Below are 24,704 nucleotides of genomic sequence, written 5' to 3' on the forward strand. Positions count from 1 at the left end.
CGCTAACTAAAGACACTTTCAGATTCTTAGGGAGAAGAAGAAAGTTATTTAAGTATAGTCAAAAGTGCTAAAAATACACATTTTTGTTCGTTTTTTATACTACTGTAATTACAGCAAGTTACATTTGTTATACACACCTTTATTAGAATTTACGCCCAGTTTATTAACTGCGTATTTTGTACTAAATCTCGTGGTAAAGAGTTTTTAACTTTATTTTTTTGCCATTTCCCTAAGCCAATAGGGCAACCACATAAAGTTAGGATTACCTCGCCGCTGGATTTGGTTACCTCTTCTAGGCGTATATCTTTACCATTAAAGTAATCGTTAGCCTGTTCATTGGTTAATGCCAGTACATTACTTTTACACTGCTTACCAAATACGGTGGCAAATTCGTGCGTTAGGCGTACGCCATTTTTATGAATAACGCCTACTTGTATCCCTAATCGCGCATATTTAATTTTGTTTTGTATCGCTTCAAACTCATCAGGAAACAGCCAAAGCTCTTTGTCGCGTTGTTTTAACGTACCTGGCAGGCTTGTTAAACCAAATTGCTTTTTGAGAGAGCTCATAAACTCATCTTGCTGTTTACTGTCAAATTGGTTAAACGGGAACGCGCCTTTTTTAACTTTTAATGTTTGGTTTTCGCAGCTGCTGTGCTTTTTAAATTTGGCAATAAAAAAGCCTTCGCTGTCAAAGGTTTGCGGCCAAACATGTAAGTAGCCCTCTGCGGTGGTGGCTTTATCAGCTCCAGGGAATAAATCGCTTAATGACTCAGGGCTTATATATTCGCCAAACTCATCTAATAATGCGCTGCATACTTGCTGGTTTTCGAGTGGGGTTAACGTACAGGTTGAATACACTAATGTGCCACCTGGTTTAAGTGCATAAAACGCACTTTTAATCAGATCTTTTTGTACTTGGGCAATGGTAATATTTGACTCGATTGACCAATTTTTTAGCGCGTCGCTATCTTTACGTACTGTGCCTTCGCCAGAGCAGGGCGCATCAAGTAAAATGCTGTCGAAGCACTCAAACATGTAGTTGCCAAATACCACACCATCAAAATGCGATAGCGCACAGTTACCTACACCCATACGCTTTAGCGTGGCACTGAGTACTTTTAAACGTGATGACGAAAGCTCATTTGCAACTAGCACGCCTTGATTGTTCATTAGTGCAGCCAGTTGTGAGGTTTTAGAGCCCGGTGCCGAGGCCATATCGAGCACTGTGTTACTGGTTTTAAGGCTTTGCTTTAGTGCCATTGGCGGCAACATTGAGCTTGCCTCTTGAACGTAAATAGCCCCGCTTAAGTGTAAATCGGTATTGCCCAGCGCTAGGTTTTGCTCTTCATCGTTTGGGCGCTCTAACCAAAAACCTTCGTCGCACCAAGGAATAGCGGTAAGTTGCCAGTTTTTTTTAGCCGCTTGTTGCTTAAACTCTTCAACACTCATTTTTAATGTATTAACGCGAACAGATTTACGCAGTGGACGACGACATGCACTTAAAAAGTCATCTAAGTTTAGGTGCTCGGGTAAATAGGTTTTTACGTCGTTAATAAATGGCTCAGGGATGTAAGTGTTTGCGTCCACGTTTTGGCTCATACAGTCAAAATAAAGCATGATAATAGCATTTTTAACGATTTTTTTCAGTGTTAAAAACGAAATAGTAACCCTTAAAAGGTGTCGACATCTTGTTGGGTAAAACAGCTTAAATACATTTTTTATTATACTTTCGGCTAATAATGTCGACAATATGGTGGTTTTTCACTCGATTTAAGTGGTTCTAGGGTTGACAGGTATAAATAATAAGCACATAGTTAGACCATAAATTGTCGACAATATAAAAATACTTTATGACACAGCACTTGTTAAATGAAACATCTATCACAACCGCTTCCGATAAAGTGTTTGTAGATATGCGCCGCGAAATTGTAGAGGGCAGCATTGCACAAGGCAGTAAAATATCTGAGCCGGAACTAGCAAAGCGTTATGGTGTGAGTCGTGCAACGCTTAGAGAGGCATTAAACCGTTTAGAAAGTTGTTATTTAGTTGAGCGTAAAGCCAATATAGGTTGCCGTGTTGTGGCATTAACCGCAGAGCGTTTAATTGAGGTGTATCAAGTGCGCAGTGCTCTTGAGGGACTTGCATGTAGGTTAGCTGCCGACAATATGGAACCAGATGAAGTGCAAGGCTTGAAACAATTACTTAATCAGCATTTGCAAACTCAGCGTGTTAAAGAAGGTGAGTCGTACTATCAAGAAGCAGGCGACTTAGATTTTCATTACAGAATAATCAAAGGCAGTAAAAACGCGCACTTAATTCATTTGTTATGCCACGATCTGTACCAGTTAATAAGAATGTACCGTGTACAAATGGGTATGGTAGGGCCGCGGGTATCGAAAGCATTTGACGAACACTTAGCCATTATTAACGCCATTGAAAATCATGATGGTGAGTTGGCCGAAATGCTAATGAAGCGCCATATCAGTGCATCACAGGCAAATATACAAACAAAATTTGATAGATATCAATCAGTACAAGCCACTCAAAATGAAATGGCTAACTAGATTCTGTTGATCTTTGCGGATTAAACCCTGAAAGGTCAATAGACCCTAATACATATGTCACATTATTAAAAAATACTAAGTTGCCAATGAGCAGCCCCGTTCAAAGTTAGGAGAAGGTAATGTCAGCAGGATTAAAATTTAAACAGGCAATTGCAAATAACCACCCGTTACAAGTGGTAGGTACTATTAACGCGTACACCGCGATGATGGCTGAAAAAATGGGCCATCAGGCTATTTATTTATCGGGTGCGGGTGTGGCTAATGCCTCATTTGGTATGCCAGATTTAGGGATGACCAGCCTTGATAACGTGCTTGAAGATATTCGCCGTATTACCGGTGCTAGCGATTTACCTTTGTTAGTGGATGCCGACACAGGTTGGGGTGGGGCGTTTAATATTGCCCGTACCGTTAAAGAAATGACTAAAGCGGGGGCAGCAGGCTTTCATATTGAAGACCAAGTGGCGCAAAAGCGTTGTGGCCATCGCCCTAATAAAGAAATAGTTACCCAAGCTGAAATGGTAGACCGAATTAAAGCTGCGGTTGATGCTAAAACCGATAGCGATTTTTACATTATGGCGCGTACCGATGCGTTTCAAAAAGAAGGCTTAAATGCGGCGATAGACCGTGCAGCAGCTTGTGTTGAAGCCGGTGCCGATGCGATTTTTGCAGAAGCGGTTCATGATCTTGCTGATTATCAAGCATTTACTAAGGCGATTAATGTGCCTATTTTGGCCAATATTACTGAGTTTGGCCAAACCCCAATTTACACCAAAGAGCAACTAAGCGATGTGGGCGTAGAAATGGTGCTTTACCCATTAAGTGCATTTAGAGCAATGAACAAAGCCGCACTCAATGTGTATTCGGCTATTTTGAATGAAGGGTCGCAACAAAGCCAAATTGAAAACATGCAAACGCGTGCAGAGCTTTACGACTTTTTAGATTATCACTCGTACGAAAACACGCTCGATAACCTTTTTTCAGCAAAATCTGACAAATAATAATAAATTCAACAGGAGACACATCATGGTAGATAAAGCATTAGGTGGCGCAGGTTTACGTGGCCAAGTAGCAGGACAAACCGCATTATGTACAGTAGGGCAAACAGGTTCTGGTTTAACTTACTGTGGTTACGACATTAGCGAACTGGCTGAAAAAGCACAGTTTGAGGAAGTGTCGTTTTTACTTTCTCGCGGTGAGTTACCAACATCAAGCGAACTGGCAGAGTACAAAGCTAAACTTAAAAGTTTACGCGGTTTACCAGAGGCGCTAAAAACAGTGCTTGAGAATATTCCAAAAGAGGCACATCCAATGGATGTAATGCGCACAGGGTGTTCTATGCTAGGTAACCTTGAAATGGAAAATGACTTTAGCGAAGCAAACGATGCGATTGATCGCATGGTGGCAATTTTCCCAAGTATTATTTGTTACTGGTATCGTTTTACTCATGACGGTGTTCGCATCGAAACACAAACTGATGATGATTCAGTAGGTGCACACTTTTTAACGCTATTACACGATAAAGCGCCAAGTGAATTATTTGCACAAGTAATGAATGTATCACTAATTTTGTACGCAGAGCATGAGTTTAATGCCTCTACCTTTACCGGTCGCGTGTGTGCATCAACGCTTTCTGATATTCACTCATGTGTAACTGGCGCAATTGGTACCTTACGTGGCCCACTGCATGGTGGTGCCAACGAAGCCGCCATGGATATGATTGAAGGCTTTACCAGCGCCGATCAAGCTGAAGATGCACTGATGGGGATGCTAGAGCGAAAAGATAAAATTATGGGCTTTGGCCACGCAATTTACCGCGAGTCAGATCCACGTAATGTTATTATTAAAAAATGGTCTGAAAAATTAGCCGCAGAAGTGGGTGATGATGTGCTTTACCCAGTATCAGTTCGCTGTGAAGAAGTTATGTGGCGTGAGAAGAAGTTATTCTGTAATGCTGACTTTTTCCATGCATCGGCGTATCACTTTATGGGTATTCCTACCAAGTTATTTACGCCTATCTTCGTAATGAGCCGCGTAACTGGTTGGACAGCGCATGTAAAAGAGCAACGTGCAAATAACCGTATTATTCGCCCAAGTGCTGATTACACCGGGCCAGATGCGCGTAGCTATACGCCAATTGAATCAAGAGGCTAATTAGTTAGCGTTTAAGGTGAGCCTAGCTCACCTTTTATTGTTTATAGCGCTGATGATTACTCATTATAGCGCTTTAGCGTACTCTCCTCTGTCACCAAATTAGCGAATTTATTATGACCATTATTAATAACACCCAATACCGTAAGCCTTTACCAGGCTCAAATGTTGATTACTACGATACCCAAGCCGCCGTCGATGCCATTAAGCCAGGCGCATACGCTACACTACCTTACAGTTCGCGTGTATTTGCCGAAAACTTAGTGCGTCGCTGTGAGCCCGAAATGCTAACCGATGCGATTAGCCAAATAATTGAACGTAAACAAGACTTAGATTTTCCGTGGTATCCGGCACGCGTTGTATGTCATGACATTTTAGGCCAAACCGCACTGGTTGATTTAGCGGGCCTGCGTGATGCTATTGCTGCAAAAGGCGGCGATCCTGCAAAAGTAAATCCGGTTGTACCGACTCAACTGATTGTGGATCATTCATTAGCTGTTGAGCACGCAGGTTTTGATCCCGATGCATTTGAAAAAAACCGCGCCATTGAAGATAGACGCAACGATGACCGTTTTCATTTTATAAACTGGACCAAAACAGCGTTTAAAAATATTGATGTGATCCCACCGGGTAATGGCATCATGCATCAAATTAACCTTGAAAAAATGTCGCCGGTGATTCAAAACCGCGATGGCATTGCGTTCCCAGATACCTTAGTAGGTACCGACAGCCATACCCCACATGTTGATGCTTTAGGTGTTATTGCTGTTGGCGTAGGTGGCCTTGAAGCCGAAAGCGTAATGCTTGGGCGCGCATCATATATTCGTTTACCAGATATAGTGGGCGTAGAGCTTACCGGTAAACGCCAGCCTGGCATAACTGCAACCGATATTGTACTGGCGATTACCGAATTTTTACGTGAGCAACGTGTGGTATCGACTTACCTTGAGTTTTACGGTGAAGGGGCTGATGCACTAACCCTGGGTGATAGAGCGACCATTTCGAACATGACCCCAGAATTTGGCGCAACCGCTGCTATGTTCTACATTGACGATAAAACTATTGATTACTTGCGCTTAACAGGCCGTGATGAAGAGCAAATTGCCCTGGTAGAAAACTACGCTAAAACAGCGGGTTTATGGAGTGATAGCTTAAAAACCGCTCAATACGATCGCGTACTCAAGTTTGATTTATCAAGCGTAGGGCGCAACATTGCAGGGCCTTCAAATCCGCATCGTCGTGTATCTACCAGCGATTTAGCAGCGCAAGGTATTTCGGGTGTTGTTGAAAATGAAGAAGGCTTAATGCCAGATGGCGCCTGTATTATCGCCGCTATTACCAGCTGTACTAATACCAGTAACCCGCGCAATGTAATTGCTGCAGGTTTATTGGCGCGAAATGCAAACGCTAAAGGCTTAATGCGTAAACCGTGGGTTAAAACCTCATTGGCGCCGGGTTCAAAAGCGGTGCAGTCGTACCTTGAAGATGCAAACTTACTCACTGAACTAGAGCAACTCGGTTTTGGTATTGTGGGTTTTGCCTGTACTACCTGTAACGGCATGAGTGGTGCGTTGGACCCTAAAATTCAACAAGAAGTGATTGATCGCGACCTATATGCAACGGCTGTGCTTTCGGGTAACCGTAACTTTGATGGCCGAATTCATCCGTATGCTAAGCAAGCGTTTTTAGCGTCACCACCTTTAGTAGTTGCTTATGCAATTGCGGGTACCATTCGTTTTGATATAGAAAAAGATATACTCGGTAAAGATCAACAAGGTAACGATGTAACCTTAAAAGATTTATGGCCATCTGATGAAGAAATAGATGCGGTTATCAAACAAAGCGTAAAACCAGAGCAGTTTAGAAAAGTATACGAGCCAATGTTTAACTTAACCGTTGATTACGGCGAAGATAACGACCCTCTATACGATTGGCGCCCAGAAAGTACGTATATTCGCCGCCCACCTTATTGGGAAGGAGCTTTGGCAGGTGAGCGCAGTATGACAGGTATGCGCGCGTTAGCAGTACTTGGCGATAACATTACAACCGATCACTTATCACCTTCTAATGCGATTATGGCCAGCAGCGCAGCAGGTGAATACTTAACTAAAATGAACGTACCAGAAGAAGACTTTAACTCGTACGCAACGCACCGAGGCGATCACTTAACCGCACAACGAGCTACATTTGCAAACCCTAAACTATTGAACGAAATGGTATTAGATGAAAACGGAGAAGTGAAGCAAGGATCGTACGCACGTATAGAGCCAGAGGGTGAAAATACGCGTATGTGGGAAGCAATCGAAACCTACATGCAGCGTAAACAGCCACTCATTATTGTGGCAGGCGCTGATTACGGCCAAGGCTCTTCGCGCGATTGGGCAGCAAAAGGCGTTAGGCTTGCTGGTGTTCAGGTTATTGCAGCCGAAGGGTTTGAACGTATTCACCGTACTAATTTAATTGGTATGGGCGTATTGCCGCTTGAATTTAAACCAGGCACAACGCGTAAAACACTTAACCTAGATGGTAGCGAAAGCTACGACGTGAAGGGCGAACCAACACCAGGCGCAACCCTAGAGCTTGTTATTACGCGTAAAAATGGCGAGGTATTAAACGTACCGATGAAATGTCGACTAGATACGCAAGAAGAGCTCTCTATTTATGCGGCAGGCGGTGTGTTACAACGCTTTGCGCAAGACTTTTTAGAAGCCACGCAAGCATCATAAGGACACACGTTTATGTTTAAACCACAAATTAAAGTGCCTGCGACCTATATGCGTGGTGGCACGAGTAAAGGGGTTTTTTTTAATTTAACCGATTTACCCGCACCTGCCCAAGTGGCAGGTGCGGCGCGCGATAGCTTATTATTACGCGTTATTGGTAGCCCAGATGCATACGGTAAACAAACCGACGGCATGGGCGGAGCAACCTCAAGTACCAGTAAAACGGTTATTTTGAGTAAGAGTGAACAGCCCGATCACGATGTTGATTATTTATTTGGTCAAGTCGCCATTGATAAAGCGTTTGTTGATTGGAGTGGTAACTGCGGAAACTTAACCTCTGCCGTGGGCGCGTTTGCCATCAGCAATGGTTTAGTTGATAAATCTCGCGTACCGGATAATGGCATTGCTATTGTGCGCGTATGGCAGGCGAACATTAAAAAAAGTATTTTAGTGCATGTACCCATGACTAACGCTCAAGTTCAAGAAACCGGTGACTTTGAGTTAGATGGTGTGACGTTTCCTGCCGCTGAAGTAAAGCTTGAATTTATTGACCCTGCTGATGGTGATGGTGCGCTATTTCCAACAGGCAATGTGGTTGATGATTTAGAAGTACCAGGTGTGGGGACATTAAAAGCAACTATGATCAACGCAGGTATCCCGACTATTTTTGTAAATGCCCGCGATATTGGTTATACCGGTACTGAGCTACAAGATGATATAAACGCTGATGAAGCCGCACTCACTAAGCTTGAAACCATTCGTGCCTATGGCGCGGTAAAAATGGGACTAATTAGTACTATTAATGAAGCGCAAATACGCCAACACACACCTAAAGTGGCGTTTGTGGCTGCACCGCTTAATTACAAATCATCAAGTGGTAAGCAGGTTAATGCAAGCGATATAGATTTGTTAGTACGTGCAATGTCAATGGGTAAGTTACACCATGCGATGATGGGCACAGCCGCTGTCGCTATTGGCACAGCAGCCGCAATTGACGGAACATTAGTTAATTTGGCCGCTGGTGGCGGTGCTATTAACGAGGTTAACTTTGGTCACCCATCGGGCACACTTAAAGTAGGTGCCGAGGCGGTTGTTACAAATGGCCAATGGCAAGTGACTAAAGCGAGTATGAGCCGCAGCGCACGTGTATTAATGGAAGGCTGGGTAAGAGCGCCATTTGATTATGACTAACTAGCATCCAAAATACGTACTATAGTAAAATAATAAGCCGCGAACTTAACTTAGTTTGCGGTTTTTTTATTTAGCAATTCAGTAGGTTGTAAAATGTACTTTGTTGAGGGGTGCTCAATAAACAGCAACATTTTTTCTGTTATGTCGGCAAATATTCACTTATATTAAAATGAACACTAGCCCGTGTATTTTTTCAATACAGTTTGTACGGAGTACATTAATGGATTTATCAAGGCTAAATGCAGAAAGGTTAATACAAAACTTACAAACCGGTGTGGTGGTGCATTCACCAGACACAGGAATTTTGTATGCAAATCCTGCGGCTTTAAATATTTTACGTTTAACAAAAGAGCAAGCGTTAGGGCGCGATTCGTTTGATAGTAAATGGAAATTACTGGATGAATTTCGTCAACCACTGCAGAATTCTCAGTATCCTGTTAGTGTTGTTATTAAAACCCAAAAACCATTGATGAATCTTGAAATAGGTATATGTGATAGCTCAAGCGACGAAATTACATGGGTGCTATGTAACGCTTATCCAGAGTTTGACAAGCAGAACAACATTGCTGAAATAGTCGTCACTTTTATCGATATTACTCATCAAAAACAAGCTATTCCATTTAAAGAAATTGTTGAATTAGCCAGCGACGTTATTTTAGTTACCGAGGCAAGCCCTATTACTAATGATGGCCCTAAAATTGTTTATGCAAACCAATCATTTACTAAAGTAACGGGTTATCATTTAGATGAAGTTAGAGGTAAAACGCCGCGCATTTTACAAGGCGCTAAAACTCAACAAGCCACACGCGATAAAATTAGGCATGCGCTAGAAAATAAACAGCAAGTATCTGAGCAAATACTAAATTATAAAAAATCAAGTGAGCCTTATTGGATTGATATGAATATTTTTCCATTAAAAAATGCGTTAGGTGAGGTGGCTTACTATGCAGCGATTGAGCGCGATATTACAAAAATGAAGCAGTATCAAGCACAACTAAAAGATTTAACCATTAAAGATCCGCTTACTAATTTGCTCAACCGAAGAGGGTTTATGGAAACAGCTAAACTTGCACTTGATGAGTGTATTAAAGACAGCCAGCACTTAACCCTTACGATGATAGATATAGATCACTTTAAGCGCATTAACGATCAATTTGGCCACGAAGGCGGAGATAGTGTGTTGCAAAGCATAGCTGCTACGTTTAAATCATTTTGTGACAGTGATGATATTATAGCGCGTTTAGGAGGAGAAGAGTTTTGCATTGTTTCGCCTACCAAATGTGTCAGTACCGTTGTTAAAACCTTAGCAAAGTTGCAAGATCATTTAAAAGATAACCCAGTGCAGTTATCAAGTGGCGGGCAGGTGAGTTATACAATAAGCAGTGGTGTATCAAGTTTGACTTCTGAGTCGTGTTCGCTGCAGGGATTATTAAGAAATGCCGATACAGCACTTTATAATGCAAAAACAACCGGACGGAACCAAACGGTGGTGTTTAACCAAAGCCTTAGACTATGAGTAGATATAACTGAAAACAGGCACGCTCAAATTTAGCTGCCTATGGCTTAATCGAGGTTATAACACTGCTGTTTTTTATTTTTTATAAAGCGCTCAAATTCATTATTTGCACGCATATTCGCTATTTCTGCGTTGATATCATCTAAGATAAATTGCCAATTTGGCGTACTTTTACTGATTTCATAATACAGGGCTTTGTATTCTATGCTTGGCGTTAATGCAACTAGCGCGCTAAGCATCCTCTTTTTTTCTCTAGCTGATAATAGTGATTTATAAATACTGGCTTTTAGCACTTCTAAGTCGGCAACAATAAGCTCAACCCGACCATTTAAAAGCAAATGAATAAGCTGATACTCACTGTTAGCAACGATGGTTTTTATTTCGCCTTGTTCAATAAGTTCATCTAATTCTTTACTATTTTTATATGAACGTACCACCCCCATAACCCTGTTTTTTACAGACTCAATACTGCCATCGTAATTTATGCTGTGATCTTTAAGTGCTACAAATGATAAGTCACCACCAGGAATGGGCTCAGATAACGCCAATAACTGATTACGTGTTTTGGTTAAAATGTTTTCTGACATTACATCGTCACTAATAAAATACTCAGGAAATAAAATATCAGCTTTACCTAATTCAGCTTCACGAACGGCACGCGCCCAAGGGTAAAACTCTATATGTACACCATAGCCGCGTTTTACTAACATGCTTACTGTAAGTTGATATAGCCAGCCCTTATTGCATAAGTGATCGTCTATATAAGGGGGCCAATTAAGTGTAACTAAGCGAAGAACTGTATCGGCTTTTAAATTATAGCCATAGCCGCTTTTGTATTTCTCTCCGAGAAGTGTGATATTTTTATTGTCGACCGTATAGGTTACTGGCGCAGGTTGTGCGTAAGTGAAAAATGATAGTACTAAGGCAGCGATTAAAAATATTCTCATAAGGATAATGCATTTTTATCTTTAATTTTAAGTTTAGTGCGTTATTTGGAATAAACAACTTAAATAGTGAGGTTCTTCTAGTATACAAACAATTAAATATAGCCTTAAAAAGCGATAGCTATTAACATGCAAAGGTAAGTAATTTCACTTTAATACGACATAACAACAAAAAGTCTTTTTACTAGAGGGAATTTTTATGGCTAACAAGCCAATAAGTGAAGACAATCCATTTGCTAATTTATCTGATGTGCAGTGTGAGCAGATCCAAAATTGGTACCAAAAGCATATTTCTTCAACTTTACATTCTTTACTTAAAGGCAGTAAGTCTGGGCAAGTTATTGAGAGTAAGTTAGAAAGTACTTTAAATAAAGCGCTCTCTCAGAGCAAACAGCTTACTACTTATGCTATTGAGGGTAATTCGAGTATTAAATTAAAAAATGCCAGTGTTATGGCTGAGCTTAATGATACCCGTGATTTGTTTTATGGCGCGCAAGTTAAAATAAATAAACTAGAGCAAAAAATAACAACCAGTGCTCAAGAAATACAATTATTAGAGACAGAAAAAAGCGAATTGCAGCTAGAAGTACGTAGCTTAAAGCAACGTTTAAATCACGTACTTTCAAGGCTAGAATCGCAAGGTGTCTCATTCCAAAAAAGCCATTATGTAGGACGTATATTAGTTCAGGCTTTGCGAGCAAGTTTTGAAAATTGGCAGCAAACTCCACAAGGAGAGCCCTTTAAAAATCATGATTTTTACAAGCTTTTCCCGCGTGTTTTGTACTCAAGCTTATTAAAGGAAATAGAAAAACTGCTAGGGGAGCACGATTATAATCAAATCGAGCGTTCACTTAGTGATTTTGTGTTTAAGCAAAAGGGCTCGCCTGTAGAAAATTGGCCAGATGAAGACCCGATTTACGAGACGCGGTTAATTAACCAAAAGCAGTCAGAGCTGTTAATAAAATTACATAGCCAACACCTGCAACGAAAAAACTTTACGTCCTATTTAGAAAAACGCCTTTCTAGTACTGGCTTTACCCATAAACACAGTAATTTATTGATGACTTTAGTTGAGTTTGCGACGCACGATGAAAATAGCAAATTTTCTAGTTATTGCCATTAAGTTATTAGTAATGTTATTAGTATTAAAGCAGCACCACTAAATATCATGTTGTTGTAGGCCAAGTATTTTTAATTTGGTTGCTAGGGTATTTTGTGCAAGTGTTTTTTTTACTATTTTATAAAGTGTGTTTACATTAAGTTGGTGTGTAGCGCGAATTAATAATTGGTGTTTATAGGTTTGCGCGACGCGTTCAGAGATAAGCAGCTTTTTTTTACTTTCTGGGTATTTATTGAGGTATTGATTTAAGTAAGAACGGGTAACAATCGCCATATCGCTGCGTTTTTTTAATACTAATTCAATACTTTTTTTATGACTGCTCAGTAACGTCATTTTATATTCGTTTTCAAGTATTGAGGGATTGTTTTCAAAGTTTGCTAACTGATAGTGATAGCCTAAAATCCCAATTAGGGTTTTATCGTCTAAGTTATCAAACCAAGCTTGTGACTTTGCAAATTGCTTTAAAGCAATAAATACTTCGCTGTCTGTTGCTATCACAGGGGAGTTACTGATTATATGGTTGCCTTGTAGCCACCCCCAGTTTGGATCTTCAAAAAATACCGCATCGAACAAACCTTGCTGATAATCTTTAAAGCGCCGAATAGGTGTGGTGAGCACAAGCTCAAAATGATAGTCAGATTGTATTTTATTAAGTTCAGCAATTAGCTCTACGGTGAGACCTGAAGCACGGCCGTCAACAATCTCTATGTAGGGAGGAAATTCATAGCCACCCACTTTGACCAGAGTTTTAGCTTGAACTTGCCCAGCAAAAATAAATAGCAATAGTAATGTAATGAGTGCGGCAGACTTCACAGGTAAATCCTTTCCTAGAATACTTTCTGATATTTCATCTTATAAGATAGCCTACTTGTTAACATAGTATTAATTTTCAAGCAATAAATTCTGACTTTGCAACGTGATTATATGGATGTTACCTGATATTTATTAAGGAAGTTTAGATCGTGAGCGTTTTTTTGGAGCTTTTTGATGTTGGCGTTGCTTGATGGCGGGTGTTTCACCAATGTCGGGTGTTTCCCCAATGTCGGGTGGCGCGGCTTCGCCACTTAACCAACCTACGTTCTTAATAATTAACGTAGGTTGGATAAGCCAGAGGCGCCATCCGACGATGTTGGATAATTCAAAGGCGTTATCCTAAGGTATTGAATAACCCAGAGGTATTAGTCGTTTATTATAAGGAGATTTTATGTGAGATATCGTAGAAATTATCAACCGGGAGGAACGTATTTTTTTACGGTTAATTTGCAGGATCGTAAAGAGTCATTATTGGTTGAGCATATTGATTTATTGCGTGGGGCTGTGCGCTGGGTAAAAATGCATAAACCATTTTATATTGATGCGTGGGTGGTGTTGCCTGATCATATGCATGCAGTGTTAACTTTACCCGAAGGTGATAGCGATTATTCTGGTCGTTGGCGCGAAATTAAAAAACGTTTTTCTAAAGGCTTGCCTAAAAACGAACATGTATCACTCGCACGCGTTAATAAAAATGAACGAGGGATTTGGCAACGCCGTTTTTGGGAGCATACCATTGTTGATGAACGTGATTATTGGCACCATGTAAATTATGTTCATTTTAATCCGCTTAAACATGGTTTGGTTGAACGGGTGGTTGATTGGCCTTATTCAAGCTTTCATAAAGCGGTCGCATCAGGAATGTACAGCCGTAATTGGTGTGGGGAATAATTAATACATTTTATGTCGGGTGTTTCACATACGTTACCAATAATGAACGTAGGTCGGATAAGCCGGAAGCGTCATCCGACGATGTTGGTATTGGTCATTACCTGTGCATGCTTTGCTTTATGTTGGATGGTGTTTAGTGTTGGAATGTTACCTAATTTATGGTGTTTTACCAATGTCGGGTGGCGCGGCTTCGCCACTTAACCGACCTACGTTCTTTTTTTATTGGTACGACTGAGTGGATTTGGAGCATTGACCCTTGGAGCGGGTGATTAAGAGTAGGTAGTGCTTTTTCTTGGGGTGTTTTTTTGAATTGGTACGACTGAGTGGATTTGGAGCATTGACCCTTGGAGCGGGTGATTAAGAGTAGGTAGTGCTTTTTCTTGGGGTGTTTTTTTGAATTGGTACGACTGAGTGGATTCGAACCACCGACCCCTACCATGTCAAGGTAGTGCTCTAACCAACTGAGCTACAGTCGTACAATATGAAATTCTTAAACTTTGTTTGGTACGACTGAGTGGATTCGAACCACCGACTTCTGGACCGGGTGATCAAGAGTAGGTAGTGCTTTTTCCTTCAACGTACTTTAATTAAATCTTTAAAAATTTGGTACGACTGAGTGGATTCGAACCACCGACTTCTGGACCGGGTGATCAAGAGTAGGTAGTGCTTTTTCTTTCAACGTACTTTAATTAAATCTTTAAAAATTTGGTACGACTGAGTGGATTCGAACCACCGACCCCTACCATGTCAAGGTAGTGCTCTAACCAACTGAGCTACAGTCGTACTATGAGTTTACGTACTATTTAATTCATCCATGAAGCTTCATCCTGTCGGCGTCCTGCCTCCACCTCGTTCGGCTGCGAAGCTTCGCTTCGGTCCAATCTCGCCCAACTGAGCTACAGTCGTACTGCATGTATTTAAGAATTGTTAATTGCTTAACAACGGTCGCTAATATATAGCGTGATGAGTGGTGAATCAAGCATGTTTATGGTTTTTAAGTTTATTTGCCGTTTTTTTATTCATATTGGACTGATTTCGCACGTTTTATAAAATTTTTGCCACCAGATAACATGCTCTTTTGCTGACGCTTTTAGCTGAGAGAGTAAGTTGTTAGAATTTGGGTCAAGTAGGGCATTTACCGCTTCACTACTCACTGCTTGATTAAACCATAGCTGCATATAAAGCGGCTGCAATGTTTCTAAATACCCGCTCAGCTGTGCTTGATAAGGCTGTATTTGTTTTAAATAATATTTATTAAATATATTACTGACAATTTTAGCCTGCTGCTTGTTTTTCCCTTTAGGGCAAATATCTTCTACTACTAATGAATTTACAAACTGGGTTGCTGTATGATTTAAGCTAATTTGTTCTCGCGCAGCTTGAATAAGCTGTTGGTCAAATTTGTATCTGTTGAGCGGTTCAAGCGCTGACAAAATATCATCGCTGTTTATTGCCATACTCCCTTTAGTTTCTATTTGGTGTTTAATGGTCGTTAGCTTTTTAAGCGCCTCAACCGTGTCACTAAACCCAGCCGGTTGAGTGCTGAGTTCTTGGCCAGTAAGCTGCCAAGTGCTGCTCAGTTCAGGTTCACTATATAAAACATTATTAAAATAATGAGCGAGTTGAGTTTGTTTTTGGGTTTTTGCCGCTGCAATTTTACTGTGAACGTTGCTTTGTTTATCTAAGGTGTTTAAACAGTTTTGCGCGCTTTGAATAAAATCTATTTGGTACTTCAATTGGCTAGCAGCGGTGGCTGTTTTGCCTAATTGATTATTATGCTCGCTTATCAGAACGTTAAGTTTACATTGGCTAATACCAGCTAGTTCAGTTATGCCAATTTTAATGGCAGGTTGCAACGCTTCAACTGGCTCTATTAAGGCTAATTGTTGCAGTGGCTTTGTGTGTGGCTCAGGCGTTTGTAAGGTATTACTCAAGCGAGACAAATAGGTTTTATTTGCCTCACTGGGCTGCTCTGAGCAGCCCAAAAGCACCATACAACATGCCGCCAATAACCAATTAAGCGGCAGTTTGGTATAGATTGATTGTTTAAGTGAGAATAAATGGTTCACGTTTAAATCGCCTATGAACGGTCAGCATCAGTAGTATAGCTGCAACTGATAGGCCAACGATAATGCCTATCCAAAAACCATGCGGGCCCATTGCTGGCACTATCATGTCTGTTCTTGCTAATACGTAGCCTAAACTAAAGCCGATTAACCAATAAGAAATAAAAGTGATATACGAAATCGGCGCTGTGTGTTTTAAACCACGTAAAATACCGTTTGCAGCTACCTGTAATGCATCAGGAAGTTGGTAAATACAGGCTAAAATCATAATTGATGAAGCAAGCGCAAGTACCGCAGGGCTATCGCTATATAATTGGCTGATCACGTCACGCCCTATAAATGTAATAAAAGCGATAAACAACGCGACCATAGCCGCCATAATATAACTTGTCGATACCGCTACTTTTAATTGATCTAAATGATTTTGCCCAAATAAATTACCAATTCGTATGCTAATGGCAATTGAGAGGCTCAGAGGCATCATAAATAATAGTGCAGTCACACTGGCTGCAATTTGATGGCCAGACACAGCCACCGCACCCAAATGCGCAATAAACAGGGGAATACAGGCAAACAAGGTCACTTCAAAAAAAGTAGCGAGTGAAATAGGAATACCGAGTTTGGTAATAATACCAATGGTTTTAAAATTGGGTTTTTCAAAGCCAGTTAATAAGCCTTTGGCATCTATTTTTTTACTCAGCTGGCAATAAGTAACTTGCGCAATAGCCATTACAGTAAATACCAGTGCGGTGGCAATACCACAGCCAGCGCCCCCAAATGCGGGTAGACCAAATAAGCCCTTAATAAAAATATAATTGAGTGGGATATTTACCGCAAGTCCGAGTAGGCTGATATAAAACGCAGGCTTGGTCATCCCCATGCCTTCGGTCATATTTCTATACACGGTAAAAATTAAAAAACCAAATACACCCCATTTAACAAAATGAATGTAATCAAAAGCAAGTCCCGCAATCGCCGGGCTAGTATCAAGCTGTAAAATAACGGTGTTGGCAAGCTGGGCAGCACAAAAACCTGCAATACTCAAAAGGAGCGTTAAATAAAGCGCTTGCTGAAAATAATGGCTAATGCCGTTGCGGTCTTTAGCACCCGCAAATTGAGCAATGACTCCCGTTAGGGCTAATAGAATACCTTGTATTGCTAATAAAATTGGGTTCCATATTCCTGTAGCAATTGAGAGGGCAGCGAGATCGGTTGGACTCACTTGTCCGGCCATAATGGTATCAACCACTGACATTAATACTAAGGTCACTTGTGCTAAAAAAACGGGAAAGGCGAGGGAAAGTAAACGTTTAGCTTCCCAACTACAAAAAGTCATAAAAAACAGCTATTCAGAAAAACATGGGCGCATTGTAATCTATTGTGATTACTCTATCTATGTAGACAATCAGCGAATCTATTAAATTGCTGCATAAGCTTACTTTTGTTGCGAATAAAAGTGCTATTAAGTGAATTATTTTAGCGATTGATACGTTAAACTAGCACTTTGTTAGAAAGAGAAGCGATTTTTATGTTTACCGGTATTATTCAAACTCAAGCAACAGTAGTCTCTAGAACCCATACGCAGGGAGTATTACGTTTAGTCGTTTCTGTTAATGAACAATACGTAAAGCATTTAGACTTAGGTGCTAGCATCGCTATAAATGGTTGCTGCTTAACGGTAGTTAAAGTAGAGCTTAGTAATCAAGATGTGGTGGCTCAAGTGCATTTTGATGTTATTGACGAAACTCTGCAGCTTACTAACCTTGGACAACTGGAATTGGGTAGTTTAGTCAATTACGAGCGTTCTGTGTCGTTTGGTACTGAGCTGGGTGGGCACATAGTCTCTGGCCATATTCATTGTACTGCCAAAATAGTGCAAATAGTTAAACTAGAAAATAACTACAAAATGCAGCTTAGCCTTCCAAAAAAATGGCAAAAATATGTTTTATATAAAGGGTTTGTATCTATTAATGGCGCCAGTTTAACGGTTGGCAATATTGATGAGCATGGCTTTTGGTTACACTTAATACCAGAAACACTCGATATTACTAATTTAGGTGCAGCTGTTGTAGGTGATGAATTTAATATAGAAGTTGATCAGCAAACATACACTATTATAAACACCGTCGAAAACTACATGCGCCAACATAGCTAAAATATTTGTTCGTCATCGCTGTCCACGTGTAACTCTAACTTATTACGTGCATAGTCTATATGCATATTTAAATGAATTAGATTACAGCAAGCACTGCATTCTTCATAGTAGTCTTGGTCGCCCATACTGGCATCAAGGTCTAAATGAATATGGTGTCCACAATGTGGGCAGGCGATACGTTGTGATAAAAAGTCTTTCATAACACCCCCTTAAAAATTAAGTTATTTTACCTAGATAGTACATAATGGCTTGACACTAAGTAGCTTAAACTCTGACTAAATGATTTACTTATATTGAGCTCTCAACAGTGACTTATTACAAGTAAATTTAATCAATTAGCGTTAAAAATAACGCTTGAATAGATTTATTTTGTAGAGTTCAAGTATAAGTATAGTGCTTATATTTTGTTTACTCATTTATTTAAGTTTAGTAGTTTTTCAACGTGTTCTTTAGCCTGATTTAAGTAATGGCCTGCATAAATATTGGCGTGGTTTAAAATAGGGTAAAGCTGATAAATAAGCTTACGATGTTGGTAGTTCTGAGAGAGTGGATAATGATGATTATAGGCGCTATAAAATTCATCGGGTAATGGGGCAAAAAGCTCACTCATAGCAATATCGACCTCCCGATCACCGTAATAGCAGGCAGGGTCAAATAGGGTCGGAATATTATTTACAAATCCCATGTTTCCGCGCCAAAAGTCGCCATGTAATAATGAGGGCAAAACATGATGATTATGCAGTTGCTCTTTTACTAAATTTATCAGTTGTTCGGGGTCTGCCAGCACAATGTCTTTTTCAGCTAATAGCTGTAATTGCCAACCAATACGTTCTTCTGCAAAAAATACATCCCATTTTTTATGCCATTGATTTGGTTGAGGTGTAGAGCTTAAATAATTGTCTGTATCAAAACCAAACATCGCTTGCTCGTGTTTTTGATGTAACATGGCAAGGTGTTCACCCATCGTTGACCAATGCGTGTGGGGAAGGTCATCAAGTGTAAGCCACTCTAATACAATAAACGCATATTCTATATTGGCGCCAGTTGTAATACAGTCGGGCACCATAAATATACTGTTTTGAGTGAGTTGTTTTAAGCCCTGTGCTTGTGCTTCAAAGCGATCGAGCTCATTCTTTTGCGCAATTTTAACTAAATAATTGTGCTTGCCATCACTTATATGGAAAAGCTTATCGGTTGATGTGTTTTGCAACTGACGTTTATGGGTGTGTTTAAAATCGTAATGGATAGCTTGGCTGATCTGTTGATTGATTGTTTTCCACATAACAATTGCTCACCTTTTAAACCTATAAATAAACTATGGCAAAAAGGGATTAAATAAACAAATTAATCGGTGTAAAATTAAGACTATCAATTTCTGATACAAATCACTGAAATGGAATAAAAAATGAATAAAAGTTTTATCACTAACTTATTGGCAGCGTGTTGTGTTGTTATTGGTTTTGTATTTGATCAAGCCATTGTACTTTCGGTGGGCTTATTTGCACTCTCTGGTGCGGTTACAAACTTACTCGCTATTCATATGCTATTTGAAAAAGTCCCGTTTTTATATGGATCGGGGGTGATTGCGCTCAAGTTTGAAAGCTTTAAAGTAGCTATAAGAAATTTAATACTTACGGAGTTCTTTTCTGAGCATAAAATAGACAAGCTTCTAAGCAAGGCGCAGCCAACGATAGACTTTGAAGCGGTAATTGAAAAGGTAGATTTAAATCCCGCTTTCGATAATTTGTTAGTGGTGATAGAGCAATCACAATTTGGCAGCATGCTGGCAATGTTTGGCGGCACTGAAGCCGTTGAGCCAATGCGAGAAAAATTTATCGAAAAAATGCAATTATCACTGGTGCAAATAAGCGGCACCGACGATTTTAAAATGCTACTAAGCGATATGCTTACTCAAGGCAATAACGCGGAAAATTTACATAATACAGTACTTAAATTAGTGGATGAACGCCTAGATGAACTCACCCCTAAAATGGTAAAAGAAATAATTCAAACTATGATCCGCGAACACTTAGGCTGGCTCGTTGTATGGGGTGGGGTATTTGGTGGCTTGTTTGGTTTGTTGGCAGCGCTTATTTAATAATAAATACACGTTAAGCAGGTACTAAGCCCTGCTTAACGTGTTTGATTCGCGTAAATTGAACGTATTAAAACCGATTTCCTAGTTATAATTTGGGTTATTTAGATCCCGCCATAATAACCACCATCGGTTTATTTACCTTTGCCAAATCCCTTATTGATGTGCTGGTGGTAGCCTCAATATTGAAAAAGCGTGCAGATTTTTCTAAATCATAAAGCGCTACAAAATCATTCATTGATAAATCATTGCAGCGTAATTTTTTGCCAATTACATGCTTGTTGGTATGGAGCTCTTTAATTGTTTTGTGCAGTGTCAGTTGTTTGTTAGATGCAACGGCCATGCAAACTTGTGTACCGGGTGATGAATCAGCGGCAACAAAAGTGGTTGCCATTACAGGCGCTGTTAATGTTGCTGCGCCCAATAATACAGTTGAATATAGAGTTGCTTTGAAAGAAATCATAGTATTTGCCTCTTTGTTTATGTGCAACTTAAGTATTGCTTAATGTAGCCAGAATGTTGTTAACTGAATGGGGCAAGCTGTAAGAAGATGTGTATATAAATCGTGCAATTTTGTAGGTGTATGAAAAGTTGTATATAAGTAACCTGAACTATGGATAATAAATCTATCTCAAGCAGCTATTTTCAGCGCTAACTGCGTTGAATTTACTTGCAATAGGCCCACTATTGACGCGAAAATTCGCCTTGTTTTCACTGTAAATTTCTGGCTGGAGAAAACGAACTAAATTATAGATATAATTCAATATATTAGTAAATCTCTTAACCAAAGTTCAGGTTAAATAATTTATTTTTGACACACTTTAGCGTTTTCATACTGAAATATTTTTTCAGACTGTTATTATCGCGCCCTAAATTTGTGGCATTTTATATTTTTGGAGCGCAATTGTGAATAAAACGTTAGCCAGTTACTACCAGCAAGCTTATGCGTGTGAGCAACAGCATTTTAACCAATGTTTTTATTGCGGGTGTGAGGCAACAGAGCGCGATCATTGCCCACCATTGCACATGTTACAAAGTATTATTGATTTAGGCGAAGAAGCAGATTTTGTTGCTATTGCGGCTTGTTATGAATGCCATGCATTACTTCATAATGAACGCTTAATGACCATTGATGAGCGTTTTAGTAAGCTTAAAAAGAAACTATCAAATAAATACGCCAAGCCCTTACGTGTGTACAACATGTGGGAAGAAAGCGAGCTTGGCGACATGAGCGATGAATTTGCGCACAGCATTCAAGCGGGCATGAAACTCGGTAAAGAAGCGGCTGAGCGACTCGCCTTTACAGGGTTTAGTTATGCCACTGAAGAAGCGCGCGTTACGGTGCGCGAAAAAACCAAAGAGTTTGATGTAGAAGGCACCGTATTTACCGACTTTAAAGAAGCGCTTAACTATTGCATTACTGTATTAAAAGTACAAAAAAGTGATTTTTATAAAATTTTAGTCGAGGATTATCAAGGCGATTTTAATAAGGCATTGAGCCAATACAGGCATCGTCATGATAAAGTCACCGCCGCAAAAGATGGTAATACATTAATTAAAGATTTTTCAAAATTACATAAGCAAAATTCGGATTTTGTAACCCGAACGGTTAAACACTTTATTAGTAAAGATCCATCGCTCACCACAGAAGGGGCACTGGATAAGCTTTATAACAATTATATAAAAAAATAATTACAGAAACTCACCTTAAATAACCGCCTTTTCACCTGTTTTTTTAGCTTTATGCGTTTGCTTTCGCTAAAGTAGTAAAAAAACAGGAGAACCTAAAAACATGCAAAAATTTGCTCCCTCATTGTTAGCTGTTGGTTTAGCAGCGGCTCTTGTTGGTTGCCAAGAAAGCGGCCCGCAAGATGCAAAAGTAACCATTAATAAAAACCCATACCCAAGTACTTATCAACCCGTTGCTACATCAAGCACATTAATTACCAATGCCACTGTATTAACTGGCACGGGTGAGCGTTTAGATGAAGCCGATGTATTACTTGTTGATGGTAAAGTACAGCAAGTAGGTAAAGATTTAACCGCTAACGCAGACACCACTATCGATGCGCAAGGCAAATGGGTAACACCAGGTATTATTGATGTTCACTCTCATTTAGGTGCTTACCCAAATCCGTCGGTTGAGTCTCACCAAGATGGCAACGAAATGACTAGTCCAAATACAGCGGAAGTATGGGTTGAGCATTCAATTTGGCCACAAGATCCAGGCTTTAATCGCGCACGTGAAGGCGGTATTACCTCGTTACAAATTTTACCAGGTTCAGCTAATTTATTTGGTGGACGTGGCGTTACCCTTAAAAATGTACCGGCTCACACCATGCAAGGGATGAAGTTTCCTGATGCACCATACGGTTTAAAAATGGCGTGTGGTGAAAACCCTAAACGCGTTTATGGCCGTAAAGGTGAATTACCGATGACACGTATGGGTAACATGGCAGGCTATCGCACAGCTTGGATTGGTGCGCAAGAGTACAAGCGTGCTTGGGACAAATACGATGCTGATTACGCTGCGGGTAAAAACCCAGAAGCTCCACACCGCGATATTAAATACGATACCCTTCGCGGTGTTTTAGAGGGTGAGGTTCGTATTCACAATCACTGTTATAAAGCTGAAGAAATGGCGATGATGATCGACCTTTCTAAAGAGTTTAATTACCATGCGGGTACATTCCATCACGGTATTGAAGCCTATAAAATCGCAGATTTACTGGCTGAAAATGGCTCGTGTGCAGCACTTTGGCCAGACTGGTGGGGCTTTAAAATGGAAGCCTACGATATGGTACAAGAGAACGTAGCGATTGTTGATGCAGTTAAAAACTCATGTGCCGTTGTGCATTCAGACTCAGACACGACCATTCAGCGCTTAAATCAAGAAGCCGCAAAAGTAATGTACAGTGCAAACCAAAATGGTTTTGATATTTCTGAGCAGCATGCAATTAAGTGGATCACGGCTAATGCCGCTAAATCACTCGGCATTGAAGATAAAACAGGCTCACTTGAAGCGGGTAAACAAGCTGATGTGGTTATTTGGAATCAAAGCCCATTTAGCGTTTACGCAAAAGCTGAGCAAGTGTTTGTTGATGGCGCAAAAGTTTACGATAGAAACGATAGCGCATTCCAAGCACAAAGTGATTTTATGTTAGGTCAACAATAAGGAGCACCCAGAATGAAAAAATTATCACGTTCGTTTTCGCTTTCTCTGGTTGCTGCAGGGTTACTAGCATCGGGTGCGGTGAGCGCTCAATCTCTTGCTATAATTAACGCAACACTGCATACATCCTCAGATCAAGGCGTATTAGAGTCTGCCAGCATCGTAATGAATGATGGCAAAATTACTGCAATCAATCCTAGCGATGTTAAAGCAGATGAAATTATTGATGCCAAAGGTCAAATCGTTACCCCTGGTTTTATTGCCACTGTAAATCAACTTGGTTTAGTTGAAGTCGGTGCGGTTGCAGGCTCTCGCGATGCGGGAGAAGAAAAAGCAGGTATTGATTTTGATGCAAGCTTGGCATTTAACCCTCGTTCAAGCCTAATCCCTTATGCACGTAAAGGCGGTGTTACTCGCGATTTGATCACCCCGTACGGCGGTGACAGCATATTTGCAGGCCTTGCCAGTGTGGTGGATTTAAGCGGAAGCTTTGAAAGCGTAAACAAAAAGCAAGCGGCATTAGTGGTTCATTTGGGTGAGCGTAGCAAAGGCTCTCGTGCATTTACGTTGCAAACACTGATCAATAAGCTAGATGATCACCAAACCAAAGCAATCAAAGAAGCTAAAAAAGACGATGCTAAGCCAAGTGCTGAAGATAAAATAATGGCTAAAGTACTAAAAGGCGATATGCCATTACTAATTAGTGTGTCGCGTGCATCGGATATTATTGAACTTATAAAAGTGAAACAGCAGTTTGGGGTAAATATTGTTCTTAATGGTGCGCAAGATGCCGTTGTAGTTAAAGATCGTATCGCAAAAGCGGGTATTCCTGTGATCATCAGTGCAATGGATAACTTACCAGGCAGTTTTGATTCATTACATGCAAGCCTAAATAATGCCGGCATACTAGAAAAAGCCGGTGTTAAAATACTTTTAACTGTGGGTGGCGATGCCAGTCATAATGTTTACCAGCTCCGCTATGATGCCGGTAACGCAGTGTCTTATGGTATGAGCCAGCAAGGCGCATTAAAAGCGATGACTTCAAATGTGGCTGATGTATTTGGTATTAATGCTGGTAGCTTAGAAGTGGGTAAAGCCGCTGATGTTGTAATGTGGAGTAATGACCCGTTTGAGCTGAGCAGCCACGTAAATAAAATGTTTATTAATGGGGTTGAGGTAAGTACTGAATCTCGCCAAGATAAACTGCGTGAGCGCTATACAACAGAATCAAACATGCCACGTGCATACACTAAATAAACTTGTTTAGTTGAATAAAAAAGGCCGCATTAGCGGCCTTTTTTATG

General features: G+C 40.3%; 21 protein-coding genes and 2 tRNA genes. 13 read left to right on the forward strand and 10 right to left on the reverse strand.

The features are described 5' to 3' along the window. Positions 1–149: 149 nt before the first annotated feature. Complete coding sequence (gene rsmF / locus PTET_RS06720; RefSeq protein WP_096038910.1) at positions 150–1,589, reverse strand: 16S rRNA (cytosine(1407)-C(5))-methyltransferase RsmF; 1,440 nt, start codon at positions 1,587–1,589, stop codon at positions 150–152. A 263-nt stretch (positions 1,590–1,852) separates the two neighbouring features. Here rsmF and PTET_RS06725 point away from each other — a divergent pair, with 263 nt between their 5' ends. From PTET_RS06725 to PTET_RS06750, 6 genes are all read left to right on the forward strand, one after another. Next, positions 1,853–2,566: a GntR family transcriptional regulator gene (locus PTET_RS06725; RefSeq protein WP_024601689.1), complete on the forward strand. Its 714-nt coding sequence runs from the start codon at positions 1,853–1,855 to the stop codon at positions 2,564–2,566. A gap of 119 nt (positions 2,567–2,685) precedes the next feature. Beyond that, positions 2,686–3,564 carry a methylisocitrate lyase gene (prpB, locus tag PTET_RS06730; RefSeq protein WP_013464731.1) on the forward strand — a complete coding sequence of 293 codons (879 nt, stop codon included), beginning with the start codon at positions 2,686–2,688 and terminating at the stop codon, positions 3,562–3,564. A gap of 25 nt (positions 3,565–3,589) precedes the next feature. Beyond that, the gene (prpC, locus tag PTET_RS06735; protein ID WP_024601688.1) at positions 3,590–4,717 is read left to right on the forward strand and encodes a bifunctional 2-methylcitrate synthase/citrate synthase; all 1,128 of its coding nucleotides are present in this window, start codon (positions 3,590–3,592) and stop codon (positions 4,715–4,717) included. Between the two features lie 113 nt (positions 4,718–4,830). Continuing rightward, the gene (gene acnD / locus PTET_RS06740) at positions 4,831–7,440 is read left to right on the forward strand and encodes a Fe/S-dependent 2-methylisocitrate dehydratase AcnD (RefSeq protein ID WP_096038388.1); all 2,610 of its coding nucleotides are present in this window, start codon (positions 4,831–4,833) and stop codon (positions 7,438–7,440) included. A gap of 12 nt (positions 7,441–7,452) precedes the next feature. Then, positions 7,453–8,628, forward strand: a complete 1,176-nt coding sequence (gene prpF, locus PTET_RS06745; protein WP_096038389.1) for a 2-methylaconitate cis-trans isomerase PrpF — start codon at positions 7,453–7,455, stop codon at positions 8,626–8,628. A 220-nt stretch (positions 8,629–8,848) separates the two neighbouring features. Then, positions 8,849–10,144 (forward strand): sensor domain-containing diguanylate cyclase, encoded by a 1,296-nt coding sequence (locus PTET_RS06750; protein ID WP_096038390.1) that lies wholly within the window; start codon positions 8,849–8,851, stop codon positions 10,142–10,144. Positions 10,145–10,191: 47 nt separating this feature from the next. Here PTET_RS06750 and PTET_RS06755 read toward each other — a convergent pair whose 3' ends face one another. Then, on the reverse strand, positions 10,192–11,091 hold the full coding sequence (locus tag PTET_RS06755; protein ID WP_096038391.1) for a substrate-binding periplasmic protein: 900 nt from the start codon (positions 11,089–11,091) through the stop codon (positions 10,192–10,194). 196 nt (positions 11,092–11,287) lie between these two features. Between PTET_RS06755 and PTET_RS06760 the strand changes: the two genes are divergently transcribed. Beyond that, on the forward strand, positions 11,288–12,211 hold the full coding sequence (locus PTET_RS06760) for a V-type ATP synthase subunit I domain-containing protein (protein WP_090492846.1): 924 nt from the start codon (positions 11,288–11,290) through the stop codon (positions 12,209–12,211). 36 nt (positions 12,212–12,247) lie between these two features. On the opposite strand, the gene PTET_RS06765 is transcribed toward PTET_RS06760, so the two are convergent. Next, positions 12,248–13,021, reverse strand: a complete 774-nt coding sequence (locus PTET_RS06765) for a type 2 periplasmic-binding domain-containing protein (RefSeq protein ID WP_090492844.1) — start codon at positions 13,019–13,021, stop codon at positions 12,248–12,250. 393 nt (positions 13,022–13,414) lie between these two features. Between PTET_RS06765 and PTET_RS06770 the strand changes: the two genes are divergently transcribed. Beyond that, on the forward strand, positions 13,415–13,912 hold the full coding sequence (locus tag PTET_RS06770; RefSeq protein WP_024601683.1) for an REP-associated tyrosine transposase: 498 nt from the start codon (positions 13,415–13,417) through the stop codon (positions 13,910–13,912). A 399-nt stretch (positions 13,913–14,311) separates the two neighbouring features. Here the strand turns inward: PTET_RS06770 and PTET_RS06775 are convergent. From PTET_RS06775 to PTET_RS06790, 4 genes are all read right to left on the reverse strand, one after another. Further along, a tRNA-Val gene (locus PTET_RS06775) sits at positions 14,312–14,388 on the reverse strand. A 230-nt stretch (positions 14,389–14,618) separates the two neighbouring features. Next, positions 14,619–14,695, reverse strand: a tRNA-Val gene (locus PTET_RS06780). Positions 14,696–14,931: 236 nt separating this feature from the next. Further along, positions 14,932–15,981, reverse strand: a complete 1,050-nt coding sequence (locus tag PTET_RS06785) for a DUF3080 family protein (RefSeq protein WP_090492842.1) — start codon at positions 15,979–15,981, stop codon at positions 14,932–14,934. After that, positions 15,959–17,314: an MATE family efflux transporter gene (locus PTET_RS06790; RefSeq protein WP_013464741.1), complete on the reverse strand. Its 1,356-nt coding sequence runs from the start codon at positions 17,312–17,314 to the stop codon at positions 15,959–15,961. The genes PTET_RS06785 and PTET_RS06790 overlap by 23 nt, the downstream gene beginning before the upstream one ends. Positions 17,315–17,506: 192 nt before the next feature. Here PTET_RS06790 and PTET_RS06795 point away from each other — a divergent pair, with 192 nt between their 5' ends. Continuing rightward, a complete protein-coding gene (locus tag PTET_RS06795) occupies positions 17,507–18,133 on the forward strand; it encodes a riboflavin synthase (RefSeq protein WP_028835882.1) in 627 nt (208 codons plus the stop codon). Here the strand turns inward: PTET_RS06795 and PTET_RS06800 are convergent. Together PTET_RS06800 and PTET_RS06805 are read right to left on the reverse strand one after the other, a co-directional pair. Continuing rightward, a complete protein-coding gene (locus PTET_RS06800) occupies positions 18,130–18,333 on the reverse strand; it encodes a CPXCG motif-containing cysteine-rich protein (protein ID WP_008464077.1) in 204 nt (67 codons plus the stop codon). The genes PTET_RS06795 and PTET_RS06800 overlap by 4 nt on opposite strands. Before the next feature lie 212 nt (positions 18,334–18,545). Then, positions 18,546–19,415: a fructosamine kinase family protein gene (locus PTET_RS06805; protein WP_036982909.1), complete on the reverse strand. Its 870-nt coding sequence runs from the start codon at positions 19,413–19,415 to the stop codon at positions 18,546–18,548. Between the two features lie 123 nt (positions 19,416–19,538). Between PTET_RS06805 and PTET_RS06810 the strand changes: the two genes are divergently transcribed. Next, on the forward strand, positions 19,539–20,231 hold the full coding sequence (locus PTET_RS06810; protein WP_090492838.1) for a DUF445 domain-containing protein: 693 nt from the start codon (positions 19,539–19,541) through the stop codon (positions 20,229–20,231). A 97-nt stretch (positions 20,232–20,328) separates the two neighbouring features. On the opposite strand, the gene PTET_RS06815 is transcribed toward PTET_RS06810, so the two are convergent. Further along, positions 20,329–20,691, reverse strand: a complete 363-nt coding sequence (locus PTET_RS06815; protein WP_096038392.1) for a DUF3718 domain-containing protein — start codon at positions 20,689–20,691, stop codon at positions 20,329–20,331. 443 nt (positions 20,692–21,134) lie between these two features. Here PTET_RS06815 and PTET_RS06820 point away from each other — a divergent pair, with 443 nt between their 5' ends. The 3 genes from PTET_RS06820 to PTET_RS06830 all read left to right on the forward strand — a co-directional run bounded on the left by PTET_RS06820 (position 21,135) and on the right by PTET_RS06830 (position 24,657). After that, positions 21,135–21,920, forward strand: coding sequence for a hypothetical protein (locus tag PTET_RS06820; RefSeq protein ID WP_013464747.1), 786 nt, complete (start codon positions 21,135–21,137; stop codon positions 21,918–21,920). 100 nt (positions 21,921–22,020) lie between these two features. Continuing rightward, the gene (locus PTET_RS06825) at positions 22,021–23,403 is read left to right on the forward strand and encodes an amidohydrolase (protein ID WP_016899875.1); all 1,383 of its coding nucleotides are present in this window, start codon (positions 22,021–22,023) and stop codon (positions 23,401–23,403) included. 12 nt (positions 23,404–23,415) lie between these two features. Beyond that, positions 23,416–24,657 carry an amidohydrolase family protein gene (locus PTET_RS06830; RefSeq protein WP_096038393.1) on the forward strand — a complete coding sequence of 414 codons (1,242 nt, stop codon included), beginning with the start codon at positions 23,416–23,418 and terminating at the stop codon, positions 24,655–24,657. The last annotated feature ends 47 nt before the right edge of the window (positions 24,658–24,704 follow it).

Origin of the sequence: Pseudoalteromonas tetraodonis (assembly GCF_002310835.1) — a bacterium.
Lineage (GTDB): Bacteria > Pseudomonadota > Gammaproteobacteria > Enterobacterales > Alteromonadaceae > Pseudoalteromonas > Pseudoalteromonas tetraodonis.